This window comes from Campylobacter sp. RM12654, assembly GCF_020137585.1.
GTDB lineage: Bacteria > Campylobacterota > Campylobacteria > Campylobacterales > Campylobacteraceae > Campylobacter_E.
The window spans coordinates 1-16,341 of sequence record NZ_JACGAR010000032.1 but is presented as its reverse complement, the minus strand read 5'-3'; the positions used below and the strand labels follow the sequence as shown (position 1 = coordinate 16,341).

Annotated in this window: 17 protein-coding genes; all 17 read right to left on the bottom strand. The window is 28.6% G+C overall.

Annotated elements, in window-relative coordinates; translation table 11 throughout:
• Nucleotides 1–775 (bottom strand): XdhC family protein (locus tag AVBRAN12654_RS08700; protein ID WP_336609861.1); only part of this gene is annotated, 775 nt, incomplete at its 3' end.
• Nucleotides 768–1,565 carry a selenium-dependent molybdenum cofactor biosynthesis protein YqeB gene (gene yqeB / locus AVBRAN12654_RS08695; protein WP_336614307.1) on the bottom strand — a complete coding sequence of 266 codons (798 nt, stop codon included), beginning with the start codon at nt 1,563–1,565 and terminating at the stop codon, nt 768–770. The genes yqeB and AVBRAN12654_RS08700, both read right to left, overlap by 8 nt.
• Nucleotides 1,558–2,121, bottom strand: coding sequence for an NTP transferase domain-containing protein (locus AVBRAN12654_RS08690; protein ID WP_336607688.1), 564 nt, complete (start codon nt 2,119–2,121; stop codon nt 1,558–1,560). The genes yqeB and AVBRAN12654_RS08690 overlap by 8 nt, the downstream gene beginning before the upstream one ends.
• A complete protein-coding gene (gene yqeC / locus AVBRAN12654_RS08685) occupies nt 2,118–2,792 on the bottom strand; it encodes a selenium cofactor biosynthesis protein YqeC (RefSeq protein WP_336614306.1) in 675 nt (224 codons plus the stop codon). The genes AVBRAN12654_RS08690 and yqeC overlap by 4 nt, the downstream gene beginning before the upstream one ends.
• Nucleotides 2,782–3,243 (bottom strand): (2Fe-2S)-binding protein, encoded by a 462-nt coding sequence (locus tag AVBRAN12654_RS08680; RefSeq protein WP_214118859.1) that lies wholly within the window; start codon nt 3,241–3,243, stop codon nt 2,782–2,784. The genes yqeC and AVBRAN12654_RS08680 overlap by 11 nt, the downstream gene beginning before the upstream one ends.
• Nucleotides 3,233–4,108, bottom strand: coding sequence for a xanthine dehydrogenase subunit XdhB (gene xdhB, locus AVBRAN12654_RS08675; protein WP_214118857.1), 876 nt, complete (start codon nt 4,106–4,108; stop codon nt 3,233–3,235). Before xdhB ends, AVBRAN12654_RS08680 begins: the two co-directional genes overlap by 11 nt.
• Complete coding sequence (xdhA, locus tag AVBRAN12654_RS08670; RefSeq protein WP_214150223.1) at nt 4,096–6,393, bottom strand: xanthine dehydrogenase subunit XdhA; 2,298 nt, start codon at nt 6,391–6,393, stop codon at nt 4,096–4,098. Before xdhA ends, xdhB begins: the two co-directional genes overlap by 13 nt.
• 8 nt (nt 6,394–6,401) lie before the next feature.
• Nucleotides 6,402–7,736: a uracil-xanthine permease family protein gene (locus AVBRAN12654_RS08665; protein ID WP_214118853.1), complete on the bottom strand. Its 1,335-nt coding sequence runs from the start codon at nt 7,734–7,736 to the stop codon at nt 6,402–6,404.
• A 236-nt stretch (nt 7,737–7,972) separates the two neighbouring features.
• A complete protein-coding gene (locus AVBRAN12654_RS08660; RefSeq protein ID WP_336614305.1) occupies nt 7,973–8,668 on the bottom strand; it encodes an ABC transporter ATP-binding protein in 696 nt (231 codons plus the stop codon).
• A complete protein-coding gene (locus AVBRAN12654_RS08655; protein WP_214118849.1) occupies nt 8,668–9,420 on the bottom strand; it encodes an ABC transporter ATP-binding protein in 753 nt (250 codons plus the stop codon). Before AVBRAN12654_RS08655 ends, AVBRAN12654_RS08660 begins: the two co-directional genes overlap by 1 nt.
• Nucleotides 9,417–10,436, bottom strand: coding sequence for a branched-chain amino acid ABC transporter permease (locus tag AVBRAN12654_RS08650; RefSeq protein ID WP_214118847.1), 1,020 nt, complete (start codon nt 10,434–10,436; stop codon nt 9,417–9,419). Before AVBRAN12654_RS08650 ends, AVBRAN12654_RS08655 begins: the two co-directional genes overlap by 4 nt.
• The gene (locus AVBRAN12654_RS08645; protein WP_214118846.1) at nt 10,436–11,332 is read right to left on the bottom strand and encodes a branched-chain amino acid ABC transporter permease; all 897 of its coding nucleotides are present in this window, start codon (nt 11,330–11,332) and stop codon (nt 10,436–10,438) included. The genes AVBRAN12654_RS08650 and AVBRAN12654_RS08645 overlap by 1 nt, the downstream gene beginning before the upstream one ends.
• A 142-nt stretch (nt 11,333–11,474) precedes the next feature.
• On the bottom strand, nt 11,475–12,239 hold the full coding sequence (locus AVBRAN12654_RS08640) for an ABC transporter ATP-binding protein (protein ID WP_336614304.1): 765 nt from the start codon (nt 12,237–12,239) through the stop codon (nt 11,475–11,477).
• Nucleotides 12,232–12,957: an ABC transporter ATP-binding protein gene (locus AVBRAN12654_RS08635; RefSeq protein ID WP_214118843.1), complete on the bottom strand. Its 726-nt coding sequence runs from the start codon at nt 12,955–12,957 to the stop codon at nt 12,232–12,234. The genes AVBRAN12654_RS08640 and AVBRAN12654_RS08635 overlap by 8 nt, the downstream gene beginning before the upstream one ends.
• Nucleotides 12,950–13,771 carry a nickel ABC transporter permease subunit NikC gene (gene nikC / locus AVBRAN12654_RS08630; protein WP_336614303.1) on the bottom strand — a complete coding sequence of 274 codons (822 nt, stop codon included), beginning with the start codon at nt 13,769–13,771 and terminating at the stop codon, nt 12,950–12,952. Before nikC ends, AVBRAN12654_RS08635 begins: the two co-directional genes overlap by 8 nt.
• On the bottom strand, nt 13,764–14,693 hold the full coding sequence (locus AVBRAN12654_RS08625) for an ABC transporter permease subunit (RefSeq protein ID WP_214118837.1): 930 nt from the start codon (nt 14,691–14,693) through the stop codon (nt 13,764–13,766). Before AVBRAN12654_RS08625 ends, nikC begins: the two co-directional genes overlap by 8 nt.
• Nucleotide 14,694: 1 nt before the next feature.
• Nucleotides 14,695–16,230, bottom strand: coding sequence for a nickel ABC transporter substrate-binding protein (gene nikA, locus AVBRAN12654_RS08620; protein ID WP_239802936.1), 1,536 nt, complete (start codon nt 16,228–16,230; stop codon nt 14,695–14,697).
• Between the last annotated feature and the right edge of the window lie 111 nt (nt 16,231–16,341).

Sequence of the window (16,341 nt, the reverse complement as noted above, 5' to 3'; positions counted from 1 at the left end):
AATTTTTTTTATGTGCTAATTTACCTTGATTTTTGATAAGCAAAACCTCACTTAAAATACTAAACGCAATTTCTCTTGGCTCCTGATTTGCAATGTCTAAACCTATTGGAGCATAAATTTTATTAAATAATTCGGCACTAAAATTATCTTTAATCAGCTCATCTTTAATGAATTTATGTTTAGTTTTACTTCCAATAACACCAACATATTTTGCATTTTTATCTATTACATTTTTTAAGCATTTATAATCATCTAAATGAGATTTTGTAACAATAATTACATAAGTATTATCATCAATATCTAAAAAACTCAAATCTTCATAATTACTAAAATATTCTTCATTTGCTAAACCTTGCAAATAATCTTGCCTATCATCAATTAAAATTGAATAAAAACCTAAATATTTTGATAAAAATAGTATTTCTTTACCAATATGCCCTGCTCCACATATTATTAATTTTGCTTTTTGATTAATAATTTTTATATAACCACTTGCAAGCCCGCCGCACTGCATTTTTAAATCTCCATTCGGTGTTAATTCGTGATTAAAAATTTTACTTTTATTATTTTCTAAACATTCTTTAGCTTCTTTTAAAACTTCAAATTCTAATTTACCACCACCTATACTTCCAATACTTGTGCCATCGCTAAATAAAGCCATCATAGAACCTGCATTTCTAGGAGTGCTGCCACTTGATTTGGTAAGAGTTATTAAGGCAATTTTTTCATTTTTCTCACATCTTTTATACATTTCTTTTATTATCAATTCATCCATTTTTATTCCTATTTTCAAAATACATCAAAGCTTCAAGAACCCCACCACCTATGCTCCTAGCCTTATCTGAAATACTAAAGCAATTTTCATATTCACTAATTCTTGGGTCAATATCTACAATTTTAAGACCCTTTACTACTTCAAAATTATCATTAATAATACCTCTTAAAAGCCCACTTATGCTAGCTTTAACAGGTGTATTATCAATATATGCAATAATTTCTTCTTCTTTTACAATATCACCTATTTTAGCAATAGCTTTAAAGATTCCATTATCGTTTGCATAGATTACTCTTTTTGCTCCAATTCCTTTTACTTCAGCAGGAATTCCTGTATTTTCTTCAGTAAAACCACTTAAAATAACCTTGCCTAAATTATGGCCACGATTACTCTCAATTACAGCGTGAGCATCAATTCCAGCACAAAATCCAGGTCCAATAGCAATCACAACAGGAGCCATATTAATATTTGTTCCTAAATTCCTTTTAGCTAAAATTGAATCAATTAAAGCCCTTGGTTTTATATAATTTAAAATATCTAAATTCTCATCAATTATAATAGGGATAAAATCCTTACAATCTAAAATCTCATCTTTATTAACTAACTTCGCTTTTATACCTTCTATTTCGCAAGTTTTATCATAAACTGCTTGAGAAAAACAAACTTTTGTTCTAATTGAACTTGGTTTTAAACATTCTAATAAAAGTATCTTAAAACCTGCTCTAAAAAGCCTAGCAGCAATACCACTAGCAATATCACCCGCTCCTCTAATAATTACAAATTCACTCATCAATCAACCTTAAATCTTCTTTAGTATCTATATCTTTTCCTTCTAATTCATCATATAAATCAACAAAAATTACTTTATCTTTATATTTTTGAATTAGCACTTTTCCACCGCTATCATTATCTAATTCGCACAATTCTTTAAAATATTTTTTATCAAAAATAGTAGGCAAGGAATTAATGTTATTAAATCTAGGAACAACAATATAATTTTCTTTATATTTTGAAATGATAGTTTTTATTGAATTAGTTTTTAAAAATATTTGATCAATCGGTAAAAATATTGCGTAATCATAATCTAAAACATTATTTAAAGCTATTTTTATACTTGTATTTTGACCCTTATTAAAGGCATTTAAAACCACATTAAAATCTTTATAATTTGTCTTTAAATACTCGTAATTATTCTCATTAGCAACTATTTTAATATCCATATTAAGCTCTAAAGTTTTTTGAATAATCAAATCAATAAAATAAGTATTTTTATATTTTAAAAATGATTTATTTAAACCAAGCCTTCTTGAATATCCAGCTGCTAAAATAATACAAATTCCTTTCAAAAATTAAGCCTTATATATTTTTCTTCTTTTAAAAAACCAGCTAATAATCTAAAATTATTTAATCTTTTTGCAAGTTCATTTAATACTTTTAAATCATCGCATCTATTAAAAAAAATAAAATTATCAGAATTTAAACTAATATTTTCAAACATTTTTAAACAAATTTTTTCTATTAAATCAATACTTAAAACATCATTTTTACTCACTTCAAATACTTTCAAAAAATCATCAAACCTATAAATGAAATTCTCATTTAATTGATAATTTAATAAATGAAGTGGAATAATTCCTATTATTTTATTGGTATTTTCTAAAATAACAGGCTCATTATTTTTCCAAACTTTATAAGGCAATTCCTTAGCTCCATCAGCTTCATATATAAACAAATCACAATTTTTATAAAAATCACTAAAATCATCTAAAGCATTTACTTTATTGTCAATAATTTTTCCACATAAATTAACGCCTTTTTTAAGATTTGTAATACTTGTTTGATTATACAGATTATTAAAATTTATATCTTTTACTTCATACATTTTTGTACTTGTTGTAAGAATTGTGATTTTATCTTGATTTTGTTTAGCTAGATTATAAGCAAAAGTGGTCTTCCCACCAGAGCCTATAATCGCAATTTTATCTTTATATTTAATATCTAAAGCTTCATTTAGCATTATTTGCAGTATCTTCTATGGCTTGAAAGATTTTTTTATATCCTGTGCAACGACATAGATTACCAGACACCCCTCGCCTTATTTCAAACTTAGTAGGCATTTTATTTTTACTAAGCAAAGCAGTTGATGAAATAATAAACCCAGGAGTGCAAAATCCACACTGAACAGCTCCATTTTTTACAAAATTTTCTTGTAAAAGACTTAAGCCATCAAAAGGGGTTAAACCTTCTATAGTAGTTATTTTTTTACCATCAGCCCAAGCTGCTAAATAAATACAGCTATTTACATTTTTGCCATCAACTAAAACAGCACAAGCTCCACATTCACCAACACTACAGCCTTCTTTAGTTCCACTTAGTTGCAATACATTTCTTATTAATTCAAGCAATGACATTCTAGGGTCAATGTGTAATTCATAAAATTTATCATTTATATAAGTTTTAATTTTCATAATTTTTTCCTATTAATTCATAAATAGCTCTTTTTGTAAGCGTTGTTAAAAGATTATTTCTAAAATCTTTAGAAGCTCTCCAAGAATCTCTTGCCTTTGTTTCATTTAAAATATTATTAGCAATTTTTTCAATATTTTCCTTAGTTAATTTTAAACCTTTTGCTAATTTTTCACTTTCTTTAGCTCTAATAGGAGTAGGAGCAGCAACTCCATAAGCTAATTTTAAATCAATTATCTCATCATTATTAGTTTTTAACATAACACTAACTCCAATTGTAGCTATATCCATAGCATTTCTTTGAGCAAATTTTATATATTTACTAACATAACCATTAAAAGATTTTTTAGGAATTTTAATACTTGTTAAAATATCTCCTTTTTCTAATTTAACAACACCAGAACTGATATAAAAATCATTTATAGCAATTTCTTTGCGTGTGTCTTCGTTGTAAATAACTAAAATCGCATCAAGAGTAAAAAGACTTGAAGCACTATCAGCAGAAGTTGCACCATTGCAAATATTTCCACCTATTGTAGCCATATTTCTAATTTGCGGGCCACCAACTAGAGCGGCTGCTTGTTTTAGATTTGTTAAATTATTTTTTATAATTTCATTATTTTCTATATCATCAAAAGTGCATAATGCGCCTATATGAATAAACTCATCATCAATTGTTATGGTTTTTAATTCTTTTAAAGTATTAATTCCTATTAAATGCTTATTTGCATATTTTTTATCCAAACTTCTAAGTTTAATTAAAATATCAGTTCCGCCTGCAATTAATACCGAATCATCTATAGTTTTTAATAGCCTACTAGCTTCATTAACGCTTTTTGCTTCCGTGTAATTACTTAAATAATACATTCTTTATCCTTAGCTTGAAAAAATCTTTCTGGTGTTATTGGAATTTGATTAAACTCTATATTTGTAGCATCAAGCACTGCATTTCTAATAGCAGGTGCAGGAGAACACATAGGGGGTTCACCTAAAGACTTATTACCAAATGGACCATAAGGGTCATAATTATCAACAAAACTAACATCTAAATCAGGAACATCAAGTGCAGTTGGAACTTTATAATCTAAAAGATTATTATTTAAAATCTTACCTGTTTTTTTGTCATATTTTAATTCTTCTAATAAAGCATAAGGAATTGCCATTCCCATTCCGCCTTCTACTTGAGAACTTGCTAAAAGTGGATTTAATACCTTACCAGCATCATGAACATTTAAAATATCTAATATCTCTATTTTTCCTGTATTCATATCAACTTCAACCATAGCCATAGTAATACCATAACTATAAGAATTTGTATGGCAATTTACACTTGCAAATGCCGATAAACTTTTAGCCTTTTGCCAATCATAAGTAGTGTGTAAAGCAAAATCAGCCAAACTCATTAAAACTTCTTTATTCTTAAAAACAATATTTGCATTTTCTAAATCAAGATTTGCAAAATCAACATCTTTTAATCTCGCTGCTGCTTTTAATATTTTTGTTTTTAATTTTAAAGCAGCTTCTTTTACTGCAAGCCCTGTTACATAGCTTTGTCTTGAAGCATAAGCTCCTGTATCAAATGGAGCTGTATCTGTATCAGTATTCGCATCAACTATAACCCAATCATAAGGAATACTTAAAACTTCTGCTGCCATTTGAGCTAAAACCGTATCAGAACCTTGTCCGATTTCAGTTGAACCTAGCATTAGTTTAATATGTGCGTCTTGATTTAGTATTACTCTAGCTGCTGCTGTTTCTAAGCCCTTTGGATAAACACCTGTTGTATAAGTAAAGGTTGCAAGCCCTACCCCACGCTTTTTATAAGGGTGTTTAAATTCTTTACAGGCTTTTTGTTTTTCATAGTAATTAAATTTCTCTTTAGCAACCTCAATACATTCTTTTAATTTAGCTGATTTTTGAATAACTTGATTTAGTGGATTTAAAACATCATTTCCTACTATATTTTTTTCTCTAAAACTAATAGAATCAAAACCCATTTTTCTAGCTACATTTTCCATAAAACTTTCTATAAAAAACATAACCTGTGGAACTCCATATCCTCTCATAGCCCCAGCTGTTGCTATATTTGTATGAACGGTTTTAATGTCATATCTAAAGTTAGGAATATTATATAAAGATAATAAAACTCCACCACCTTTAATACCAACCGAATGAGTATGAGATGCGTAAGCTCCTTTATTTGATAATACTTCTATATCTAAAGCATTTATAAAGCCATCTTTACTAATACCCATTTTTGCTTTATATTCCATTTCGTGTCTTGTTCTTGTATATGCGATACTTTCTTCTCTATCAAGTGCAATTTGAACAATTTCTCCACCCATAGCCATAGATAAAGCAACGCAAAGTGGCTCTATTGTTACTTCTTGTTTATTACCAAAACCACCACCAACAAAAGGTTTTATTACTCTAAAATAACTCCAATGTTTTTCAAAAACTTCGCCTAAAATTCTTCTTAAAATATGTGGAATTTGAGTTGAACTTACTACCACATAACGATTATCTTGGTCTTTATAAGCATAAGCAATCTGATTTTCCATATGGCAATGTTGTTGTAAAGGAACTTTAAATGTATCACTAAAAACATAATCACTATTAGCTAAAGCCGATTCTACATCTCCAACTTTACTAATAGTATGAGCCATTATATTACTATCTAAATCCTCATGAATTTTCGCAGCTCCTTCTTGCATTGCTTCTTGTGGGGTTAGATAAAAAGGAAGCTCATCATATTCAACCTTTACCTTACTTACAGCAATTTTTGCAGCTAAATCAGTGGTTGCAATAACAGCTGCTATTTCATCTCCAAACAATCTAACATGCTCTGTTAAAATGGTTCTATCATACCTATCTCTAGTCTTTGGGTCTAATCCAAATGGATGACCTGCGGTTGCAAACTTAGTTTTTGGCATATCTTTATAAGTTAAAATTTTAATAACCCCATCAACCTTTAAAGCTTCGCTAAAATCAAAACTTTTAACATATCCATGTGCTATGCTAGATCTTACTATTCTTGCATAAAACTTTTTCTTAGTAGGAATATCAGCAGTATAAATTGCCTTACCTGTAACTTTAGCGTAAGCATCCCATCTTGTTTCACTTTTACCTATCGTTTTAAATTCTTCTTTCATACTCACCCTTATTTATCTTTTGCAAAAATTAAAGAAGCTATCATAGAAATTACACAAACTCCTACTATGCTATCTTTAAAAACCCAACTTATATAACCTGGCAAATTACTAGTAATTTCAGGATGGACTCCAAACCCATACCCAAGACCAAAAGTAATACCTAATATCATTACATTTTTGTTGCTAAATCCAGCATAAGCTACAATCTTAATACCATTTATCAAAATCATAGCAAAAATCATAATAACTGCACCCCCTAAAACACTATCTGGAATAGTCCTAAAAACAGCTCCTAATTTAGGAATAAAAGCTGATACTATAATAAAAAAAGCACCTAAAGCTATGCAATATTTATTTATAATTTTTGTCATTGCTATTATTCCTGCATTTTGACCATAAGCTGTATTAGGTAAAGCATTTAACAAACTAGCCACCATACAACCAACACCATCTGCTAAAATAGCTCCACTGATTTCTTTTTCTTTAGCACACCTATTAAAAGCTGCTACAGTAATTCCATTAACATTTCCGATAGTTTCTAAACTTGTGATTATATAAACGATAATGGCACTTACAATAGGGGCTAGTTCAAAATGAAATTCATTAATTAAAATAATTGGAATAGGCAAGCTAAACCAACTTGCTTCACTAATAATACTAGTATCTACTCTACCTACCATATAAGCTAAAAAATATCCCACAACAAGACCTATTAAAATAGCTGAAACTTTAAAGATGCCCTTTGCAAATCGTTGAATAGCAATAATGATTGCAAAAGTGCTAAAAGATAAACATAAATTAATAATATCCCCATAAGTTCCCATTTTTTTAGCAGCTAAACCACCCGCACAATAATTAACACCCACATCTAATAAATTAATGCCGATTGCAATTAATACAACACCTATTACTAATTCAGATAAAATCTTTGTAATATATTTGTAAGCAAAACCAATAAATATAGTAATTATACTGCCTATAAGAGAAGAAGCTAAAATTGCACTAAAACCATAAGTATTTGCAACACTTATAGCTGTTGGCACAAAAGCAAATGTAGTCCCCATAACTATTGGAAGATTAGCACCTATTTGGATATTTTTATATTTGATTGGATAAAGTTGCAGAAGAGTTACTATGCCAGAAGCTAGCATAGCTGATTGGATTAAACTGATACTTTCTTGCGTGGATATTACAATACTCGTACTATTTAACACCCCTATAATTATCAAAATGGGGGCTAAATTTCCTGTAAACATAGCAAGAACATGCTGCATTCCCAAAGGAAGTGCTACAAAAAACGGGGGTTTTCCTTCTAGTTGGTAAATTAAATTCTTATTTTTCATCACACACTTTCATTTTAGATAAAAGTGATTATATAAAATCTTACTTAAAATCATCTTGATATTTATTGATAATACTAAAACATAAGTAGAATTAAATTCCTAAGTTAAATAATAAAAATATATTTATACTAAAAAAATAATCATTATAAAATCTCATATATAAATATTAATTTATAACAAGGCTAAAATAAATCATATTAAAATATAAAACCGAAAAATTAATTCCGATTTTATATTTAAATTCCTAAATATTTTTTGCGAATATTATCATCATTTGCAAGATCAATTCCTTTGCCTTCTAAAACGATTTTACCATTTTCTAAAACATAAGCCCTATCGCTTATTTTTAATGCTTGTTGGGCGTTTTGCTCTACTAATAAAATCGTAATTCCTTCATTTTTTAAAACCTTAATTATCTCAAAAACTTCTCCTACAATCTTAGGTGCAAGTCCTAGACTTGGTTCATCTAACATAAGTAATTTTGGCTCTCCCATTAAAGCTCTTGAGATTGCTAACATTTGTGCTTCTCCGCCGCTTAAATTCCTTGCTAAGGTATTGTTTTTTTGCTTTAAGCGTGGGAACAATCTATACATTTGCTCTTTTAAATGCTCGTAATTATCAGCATTATAAAACGCTCCCATTTTAAGATTATCTTCTATGCTAAGATTTGCAAAAACTCTTCTTCCTTCTGGCACAAGGCTAATTCCTTTTTGAACTAGAGTATGAGTTTTATGCCTTTCTATTTCATAACCTAAAAAATTAATCTCCCCACTACGCCTAGGAATATTCAAAATCGCATTTAAAGTGCTAGTTTTACCTGCTCCGTTACTGCCTACTATACTTACGATTTCTCCTGAGTTTATATGAAAACTAATATCATCAACAGCTTTAATCAAACCATAATGAACGCTTAAGTTTTTAACCTTTAACATTAAAAATCTCCTAAATATGCTTTAATTACTTCATTATTATTAACTGCTTCTTTTGGTGAGCCTAAGAAAATACTCTTACCATAATCAAGCACTAAAACCCTATCACATAAGCTATTTACAAACTTCATATCATGCTCAATCAACACTATACTAAGCTCTTTTTTAAGAGTAGTTATAATATCTGCTAATTCATTGCTCTCAGTCCCATTCATTCCTGCTACAGGCTCATCAAGTAATAATAATTTTGGTTTTAGTGCTAATGCTCTTGCTATTTCTAATTTTCTTTGTTCTCCATAACTTAATTCGGTTGATTTTGCATTAGCTAAATGAGAGATTTTAAGAGTATTTAGTATTTTTATCGCTTCTTCTCTTGCTTGTTTTTCAGCCTTTTTATATCTTGCAATATGCAAAAACGCTTCAAAAATATTGTAATTAATACTACAATTTAGCCCTATTAAAACATTCTCAAGCACACTCATAGATGAAAATAATCTAATATTTTGAAAAGTCCTTGCAATGCCTAATTTTGTGATTTCTAATTGATTTAGATTTGTAATGTTTTTATTATCAAAAATAATCTCACCCGAACTTGGCTTATAAGCTCCTGAAATTATATTAAATAAAGTAGTTTTCCCTGCTCCATTAGGTCCAATAAGTCCAAAAACTTCACCTTTTTTAACGCTAAGATTTGCATTATTTATAGCCTTTACTCCACCAAAATTCTTATCAATATTCTTAAGCTCTAAAATCATTTTTTAAACCTTTTAAAAATAATATCGCTTAGCTCCTTATCGCCAAAAATCCCACGCCTTGCAAATAGCATTACTAAAATTAATATGATAGAAAACACAAGCATTCTAAGTCCTGGCAAGCCTTTTGTCTCATAACCAAAAATATTCATAGGTTCATCTAAAAATCTAAGCCACTCACTTCCACCAATTACTAAAATAGCTCCAATAATTGCTCCTGTAGTGCTTCCTAATCCGCCTAAAACTATGATAATTAATAATTGGAATGTAAATAAAAAGTCAAATTGTTCAGGCGTAACACTTGTGATATAACAAGCTAAAAGCCCACCTGCTACACCTTCTAAAAAAGCACTAGTCCCAAAAGCTAAAGTCTTAATCCTAAAAGTATTAATTCCCATAGCTAAAGCTGCATCTTCATCATCTCTTACAGCCTTCATTGCTCTGCCGTATTTTGAATAAATGATATTAAGTATTAAAACAACGCTAATAATAGTAATAATTCCAACTATATATAAAAAATTATTCGGTTTTGGAATTTCATTTAACCCTTGCACTCCGTTTGTAAAAGCTGCGAAATTAAGTGCAATTAATTTAATAATTATCCCAAATCCAAGCGTAACGATAGCTAAATAATCTCCCCTTACACGAAAAACAGCAAAGCTTAAGATTAAAGATAAAACCAAAGCACCAAAACCACCCGCTAATAAAGCTATAAAAAAGCTATCAGTATGAAATGATAAAATAAATGGATGCGGGTCTAATAAGCTAAATTGATCTTGCTTAGCTTCAATATCAAGCAATAATAAAGCCGTAATATAAGCACCAACTGCTACAAAACCATTAGGCTCTAGGCTAAATTGCCCTGTTACACCATTGATTAGATTATAAGATACTGCCAAGATTATAAAAATACTAATATTTATAAAAGTTCTTAAAGCATAATCACTCAAGCAATATTGAGCCGCAAAAATGCTTAAAACTGCTAAGATTAAAATGATTATTGAAAATATATTTTTCATTAAAATCTACTCCTTTCATAATCTTGCCCCATAATTCCTGTTGGTTTAAACAATAAAACAAATACTAAAAATATAAATGCAAAACCATCTTTAAATCCAGCTAAATCAGGCACAAAAGCTACTATTAAAACTTCGCAAAATCCAATTATAAGCCCACCAAGAACAGCTCCACCAACGCTACCAATACCACCTAAAACAGCAGCTCCAAAAGCCTTAAGCCCTATTAAAACTCCCATATTAGGGTCAATTTGTGGATATTTACACGCCCAAAAAATCCCGCCAATACAAGCTAACATTGAGCCTAGTGCAAATACAAAAGCTATAATTTTATTAGCATCAATTCCCATTAAAGCAACGGTTGAAATATCAAAAGCAAGTGCACGAATAGCAATTCCATATTTGCTTTTATACAAAATCAATAAAACAGCTATTAAAATAATAATAGTTAAAGTTGGAATTATCAAATCAAGCAAAGACATTCTAATATCAAATAAATTAATAGGATTTATCAAAATACTTGGTGCATTAAATGGTTGTGGTGTGCTTGTAAATAATACATTTATTAGATTTTCTAAGAAAAACGAAACTCCAATAGCAGTTATTAATAGTGAAATTCTAGGAGAATTTCTAAGTGGCTTATAAGCAATCTTATCAATGCTAATCCCAAGTGCAATACAAATTAATATAGCAAAACCAAAAGCAGGTATAAACGGAAAGGCAAAAAAATTAAGTGCAAATAAACAAGCATACGAGCCTATCATCATAATATCGCCGTGAGCAAAATTGATAAGCCTTAAAACTCCATAAACCATAGTATATCCAATAGCAATTAGTGCATACATTGAGCCTAGTGAAAAGCCATTGAAAATCTGTTGAATAAGTAGCGTCGAACTCATTAAAAACCTTTTTTGAAAATAAAAAGAAATATTAATAAACTAAGCTTAATTTCATAATAATTTTTAAGATTAATTATAAGAATTTGTAAATTCGTAACACTTTTTTACAAAATTACAAAAATTATATTTAATCTTTTAAATATTATTTATAAAAATCCTTAGGAAAAGGTTTTAATATGCTATTGCTTAATTCTTTAGCTATTAAACTTTCAAATTCTAAGTCTTTGCTTACTTTTTTGCTCTCAATTACCTTGCCTTTATCAAGGACTAAAACTTCATCACAAAATAATTTTATAATCCTTAAATCATGAGTTATTACGATATAGCTTAAATCCTTTTGAAGATTTTTTAAAGTCTTTAAAATCTTTGCTTGAATTAATACATCTAATGAACTTGTAGCTTCATCTAAAATAAGTATTTTTGGCTTAATTGAAATAGCTCTTGCTATGCTTAGTCTTTGTAATTGTCCTCCACTTAGCATTGAGCATTTTTTATCTAATAAGTCTTGATTTAATTCTAATAATTCTAAGCATTCTAAAGCTCTTTTTTTAATCTCGCTTTTGCTAAAATTAGTAAGATTTTCTAAAGGTTCAATCAAGGCTTCATAAACGCTAAAATCAGGGTTAAAAGATGCTCTTGAGTCTTGAAATACTATTTGAATTAATTTTTTATACTCTTTATTATCTTGTATTTTTACATTGTTTAAAAATACATTTCCAGAATTTGCTTTGTAAATATTAGCAATGATTTTTGCTAAAGTACTTTTGCCACTTCCACTAATTCCTAAAATACCTAAAGAATTATTCTCATCTAAATTAAAGCTAACTCCATTTAAAACTTGAGTATATTTATCGCTAAATAAATTTGAGTTTTTATATGAATATGAGATATTTTCTACCTTAAGCATTGCTAACTCCATATAATGATAAATGTGAATTAATTAATTCTTTTGTTATATTTGCTTGTGGGTTTTTAAATATATCAATACAAGTTGCTTCTTCAACAATCCTTGCATTATCCATAACATAAACATAATCAGCAAGTCTTGCAACCACTCCAAAATCATGAGTTATCAACAATATCCCTATTTTGCTTGATATTTCTTCTAATATATCTAAAACTGCAGCTTGAGAAATCAAATCCAAATCACTCGTAGGCTCATCAGCTATTATAAATTTTGCACGAGATACTAAGGCTAAAGCTATCATAATTCTTTGAAGCATTCCGCCACTGCATTCGTGTGGATAAAGATTTAAAACACTTTCGTTCAATTTAACTTTATTTAAAATCTCTTTTATATATTCATTATCAATTTTTAAATTCCTTGCCTTTAAAGTCTCATAAAAGCAGTTTTTGATACTAAATAAAGGATTAAAAGCTGTTCTTGGATTTTGCATAATACAAGCAATATTTTGCTTTGAATTATCATCTAAACAAATACTCCCGCTAAGCTTTAAATTATTTGCTACATATCCCATAATAGCTGTTGCTATTAGGCTTTTTCCACTTCCACTAAGCCCTAATAAAGCCGTGATTTTTCCACTTTGTATATTCATACTAACATTATTTACTAAGGCTGTATCTTTATAAAATATATTTAAATTTTTTACTATTATTTTATCCATGACTTTCAACTTGTATTAAATTTTCAAATTTATCTCTTAAAATATCGCCTAATAAATTAAAAGCAATAATTACAATTAACATAGCAATTCCAGGATATAAAATAAGCTCATAATGAGTTAAAATATAATCTTTTGTTTCAGCTATCATTATCCCCCATTCAGCCTGTGGTGCTTTTACCCCAAGCCCAAGCAAACTAAGACCTGAAATATGCAGCATTATATGCCCCAAATCAAGTGTGCTTAATACCAGTAGCTGCATACAAATAGGCTTTGCAAAATGCTTTTTAAAAATCTTAAAATTACTAGCTCCACAAGTTTTGCTAATTAATACATATTCAGTATTTTTTAGCTTTAAAACAATGCTTCTAATAATCCTTGCATACCAAGCCCAGTGAGTTAAAGCAATGGCTATAATTATATTTAATAAACCAGTTCCTAAAATACCTACGAAAAATAAAGCCAAAACAATAGTAGGAAAACATAAAAATATATCACAAATTCTCATTAAAAAATTATCAATTTTATTATTTGAAAATCCAGCTATAAAACCTACACTAACGCCTAAAACTATTATTATAATAATGGTTGAAAAGGTAGCTAGAATTGAAATATAAGCACCTTCTAAAATCCTTGATAAAATATCTCTTCCTAAATGATCAGTTCCAAAAATATGCAATAATGAATTACTAGCAAATTTATTCGCTAAATTAATCTCATTTGCACTATAAGGTGTATAATATTTACCAAATAAAGCAAGTAAGATTATAAAAGCACATAAAAAATACACAAAATATTCATAAATTTTCTTACTCATATCTAATCCTTGGGTCAATTATCGCATATAAAATATCTGTGATTAAATTAATTAAAATAAACACAAAACACATCATCATACTAAAAGCTTGAATTACAGGATAATCACTATAATAAATAGCACTTACAGCATAACGACCAACTCCAGGATAAGCAAAAATATTTTCAATCACCAAAGCCCCACCAAAAAGCTCGGCTATATGCATACCAAAAGCAGTTATTAAAGGTAGTAAAGAATTAAATAAAATATGTTTTGAGTATATCTTATACTTTCCTACGCCACGCATTTTTGCATAAGCTATAAATCTTTCATTACAAGCTTGTAAAAAATTAATCCTAATAAATCTAGCATTAATTGCAATTGACATAAAAGATATTGCTAATGCAGGCATTATTAAATGATTAATCCCACCTATGCCAAAAGGAGGTAATAAATTAAGCTCAACAGAAAAAAATAAAATAAATAATAAACCAAGCCAAAAACTAGGAGTGCTAACACCTAAAAATGAAAAAATCCTTACAAAATAATCAAAAAAATGATTTTTATAAATTGCAGAAAACACCCCAAAAGGAATAGAGATTATAAAAGTTATAAGCAAGGCAAATGATGTTAGCTTTAAAGTATTTCCTAAGTATTCAAACAAATCAGGTGCAATTTTACGATTAGTAAAATATGATGTCCCAAAATCTAATTGCAAGGCGTTTTTTATCCAAACTATATATTGAGTAATTATTGGCTCATTTAAGCCTAGCATAATTCTTGTATGCTCTATCGCTTCATCAGTCGGTGCTATCCCACTAACTTGCAAATAATTCATAACAGCATCAGTTCCATTAAGTCTAATTAATAAAAAAATAAAAATTGATGCTAAAAATAAGCAAATAATGGCATATAAAGTTCTTTTTAATATGAATTTTTTCATACTACTCCTTAATTTCTATATCATCAAAAGGAATTTCATATTTTAAAATACTCGTTTTAACTCCTTTTAATTTAGGACTTGCAACGCATATATTTGTATGATATACAATAGGAATATATACCGCTTCATCGTGTAAGATTGTAAGTATTTCTTTAGCTAGTTTAGATTTTTCATCTTTATTCATTGTTTTAGATAATTTTTCTATATTTTCATCAATTAGTGGTTTTTGCTTTAATCCAATTTGAGCCATATAATCAGCGTGAGCTGGTGCAACCATAGAAGCCATAAAAATTTCAGGCTCATAAGGAGCTCCCCAAGTAGCATTAAAGATTAATTCAAATTCCCCATTTCTATGTCTTTTATAAAATATAGTGCTTTCATTAGCTTGTAAGATTAGATTAATTCCTATTTCTTTTAAATTCGCTTGTAATACTTCTGATATAGCCTTTTGCTCTGCATTAATGCCTATATAAGAAATCACTATATCTAATCTTTTGCCATCTTTTTCTAAAAAGCCATTTTTAAATTCCCAACCATTATCAAGTAATAATTGCTTAGCTTTTTTAGGATTATATTCGTATGCACTTCTATCAATTTTACCATTTGGCACATTATCATCATAGAAAAAATCAGCCTTTGGTCTTGTCCCATAGAAAACATATTTGCTAATTTCATCTTTATTAATAGCCATATTAATAGCCTTTCTTACATTAATATCATTTGTTGGATATTTTGCTGTATTTTGTGCTATTAAAATAGTGCTAAGTGGCTTTGAGATTAGCGTTTGATAATCGCTTTTTTGCAAGTTTATAAAATCTTCTAAGCTAATTTCTCCATCAGTATAAATATAATCAATTTCTTTTGTTTTTAGAGCTATTACTTTTGAGCTTGGATCAGGAATTATTTTACATACTATACTATCAATTTTAGCTTTTTCGCCCCAATAATTTTCGTTTTTAACAAACTTATCATAAACGCCTAATTTAGTATCAACGAATTTCCATTTACCTGTGCCAATTGGTGCTTTTATACCATCTTTTGTATTATTATCAATCATAGCACTTGGAGCTATAAATCTAAAAGGACGAATAAGACTAAGTTCTCTTAAAGTAGGTTCATAAATATGTTTTAAATGAAGCTTTACTTCATAATCATTAACCACTTCAAGATAATCAAAAGCCCTTACAAGTGCAAAAGAAATATGCCTTTGTTTATTAGCAAAAATTGCATCAAAATTAAGCTTTACTGCATTTGCATTAAAGTCTTCTCCATTAGAAAACTTAACTCCTTTTCTAAGATAAAAAGTATATACCAAACCATCTTCGCTAATCTCCCAAGAAGTAGCTAGGCTAGGTATTATTTGATTATCTTGCGAGTATGAGACAAATCCTTCATAAACCATATTTTGAGCAAACATTTCATTTGGAGAATACAAATGTGGATTTAGTTCTCCTACATTTTTAGAAGTAGCTACTTTTAGCTCACTTGAATTTAAAAAACTAATTAATAAAATAAATACAAAAAATAATTTTTTCATTTTAATCCTTTATATTGTTTCTGGCTGAATAGTAATATGATGTATATTAAACTCATTCTTAAGTAAAGCATTAAGCTTTTGTAAAACACTTTTAAACTCATTTAAATCATC

Excerpts from the sequence above, each read along its gene's own strand:
- AVBRAN12654_RS08655 (WP_214118849.1), bottom strand. The coding sequence starts at position 9,420 with ATGATTTTAGAGCTTAAGAATATTGATAAGAATTTTGGTGGAGTAAAG.
- AVBRAN12654_RS08650 (WP_214118847.1), bottom strand. The coding sequence starts at position 10,436 with ATGAAAAATATATTTTCAATAATCATTTTAATCTTAGCAGTTTTAAGC.
- nikC (WP_336614303.1), bottom strand. The coding sequence starts at position 13,771 with ATGAGTAAGAAAATTTATGAATATTTTGTGTATTTTTTATGTGCTTTT.
- AVBRAN12654_RS08635 (WP_214118843.1), bottom strand. The coding sequence starts at position 12,957 with ATGGATAAAATAATAGTAAAAAATTTAAATATATTTTATAAAGATACA.
- AVBRAN12654_RS08645 (WP_214118846.1), bottom strand. The coding sequence starts at position 11,332 with ATGAGTTCGACGCTACTTATTCAACAGATTTTCAATGGCTTTTCACTA.
- yqeC (WP_336614306.1), bottom strand. The coding sequence starts at position 2,792 with ATGCTAAATGAAGCTTTAGATATTAAATATAAAGATAAAATTGCGATT.
- AVBRAN12654_RS08640 (WP_336614304.1), bottom strand. The coding sequence starts at position 12,239 with ATGCTTAAGGTAGAAAATATCTCATATTCATATAAAAACTCAAATTTA.
- AVBRAN12654_RS08625 (WP_214118837.1), bottom strand. The coding sequence starts at position 14,693 with ATGAAAAAATTCATATTAAAAAGAACTTTATATGCCATTATTTGCTTA.
- yqeB (WP_336614307.1), bottom strand. The coding sequence starts at position 1,565 with ATGAGTGAATTTGTAATTATTAGAGGAGCGGGTGATATTGCTAGTGGT.
- xdhA (WP_214150223.1), bottom strand. The coding sequence starts at position 6,393 with ATGAAAGAAGAATTTAAAACGATAGGTAAAAGTGAAACAAGATGGGAT.
- nikA (WP_239802936.1), bottom strand. The coding sequence starts at position 16,230 with ATGAAAAAATTATTTTTTGTATTTATTTTATTAATTAGTTTTTTAAAT.
- xdhB (WP_214118857.1), bottom strand. The coding sequence starts at position 4,108 with ATGTATTATTTAAGTAATTACACGGAAGCAAAAAGCGTTAATGAAGCT.
- AVBRAN12654_RS08665 (WP_214118853.1), bottom strand. The coding sequence starts at position 7,736 with ATGAAAAATAAGAATTTAATTTACCAACTAGAAGGAAAACCCCCGTTT.
- AVBRAN12654_RS08680 (WP_214118859.1), bottom strand. The coding sequence starts at position 3,243 with ATGAAAATTAAAACTTATATAAATGATAAATTTTATGAATTACACATT.
- AVBRAN12654_RS08660 (WP_336614305.1), bottom strand. The coding sequence starts at position 8,668 with ATGTTAAAGGTTAAAAACTTAAGCGTTCATTATGGTTTGATTAAAGCT.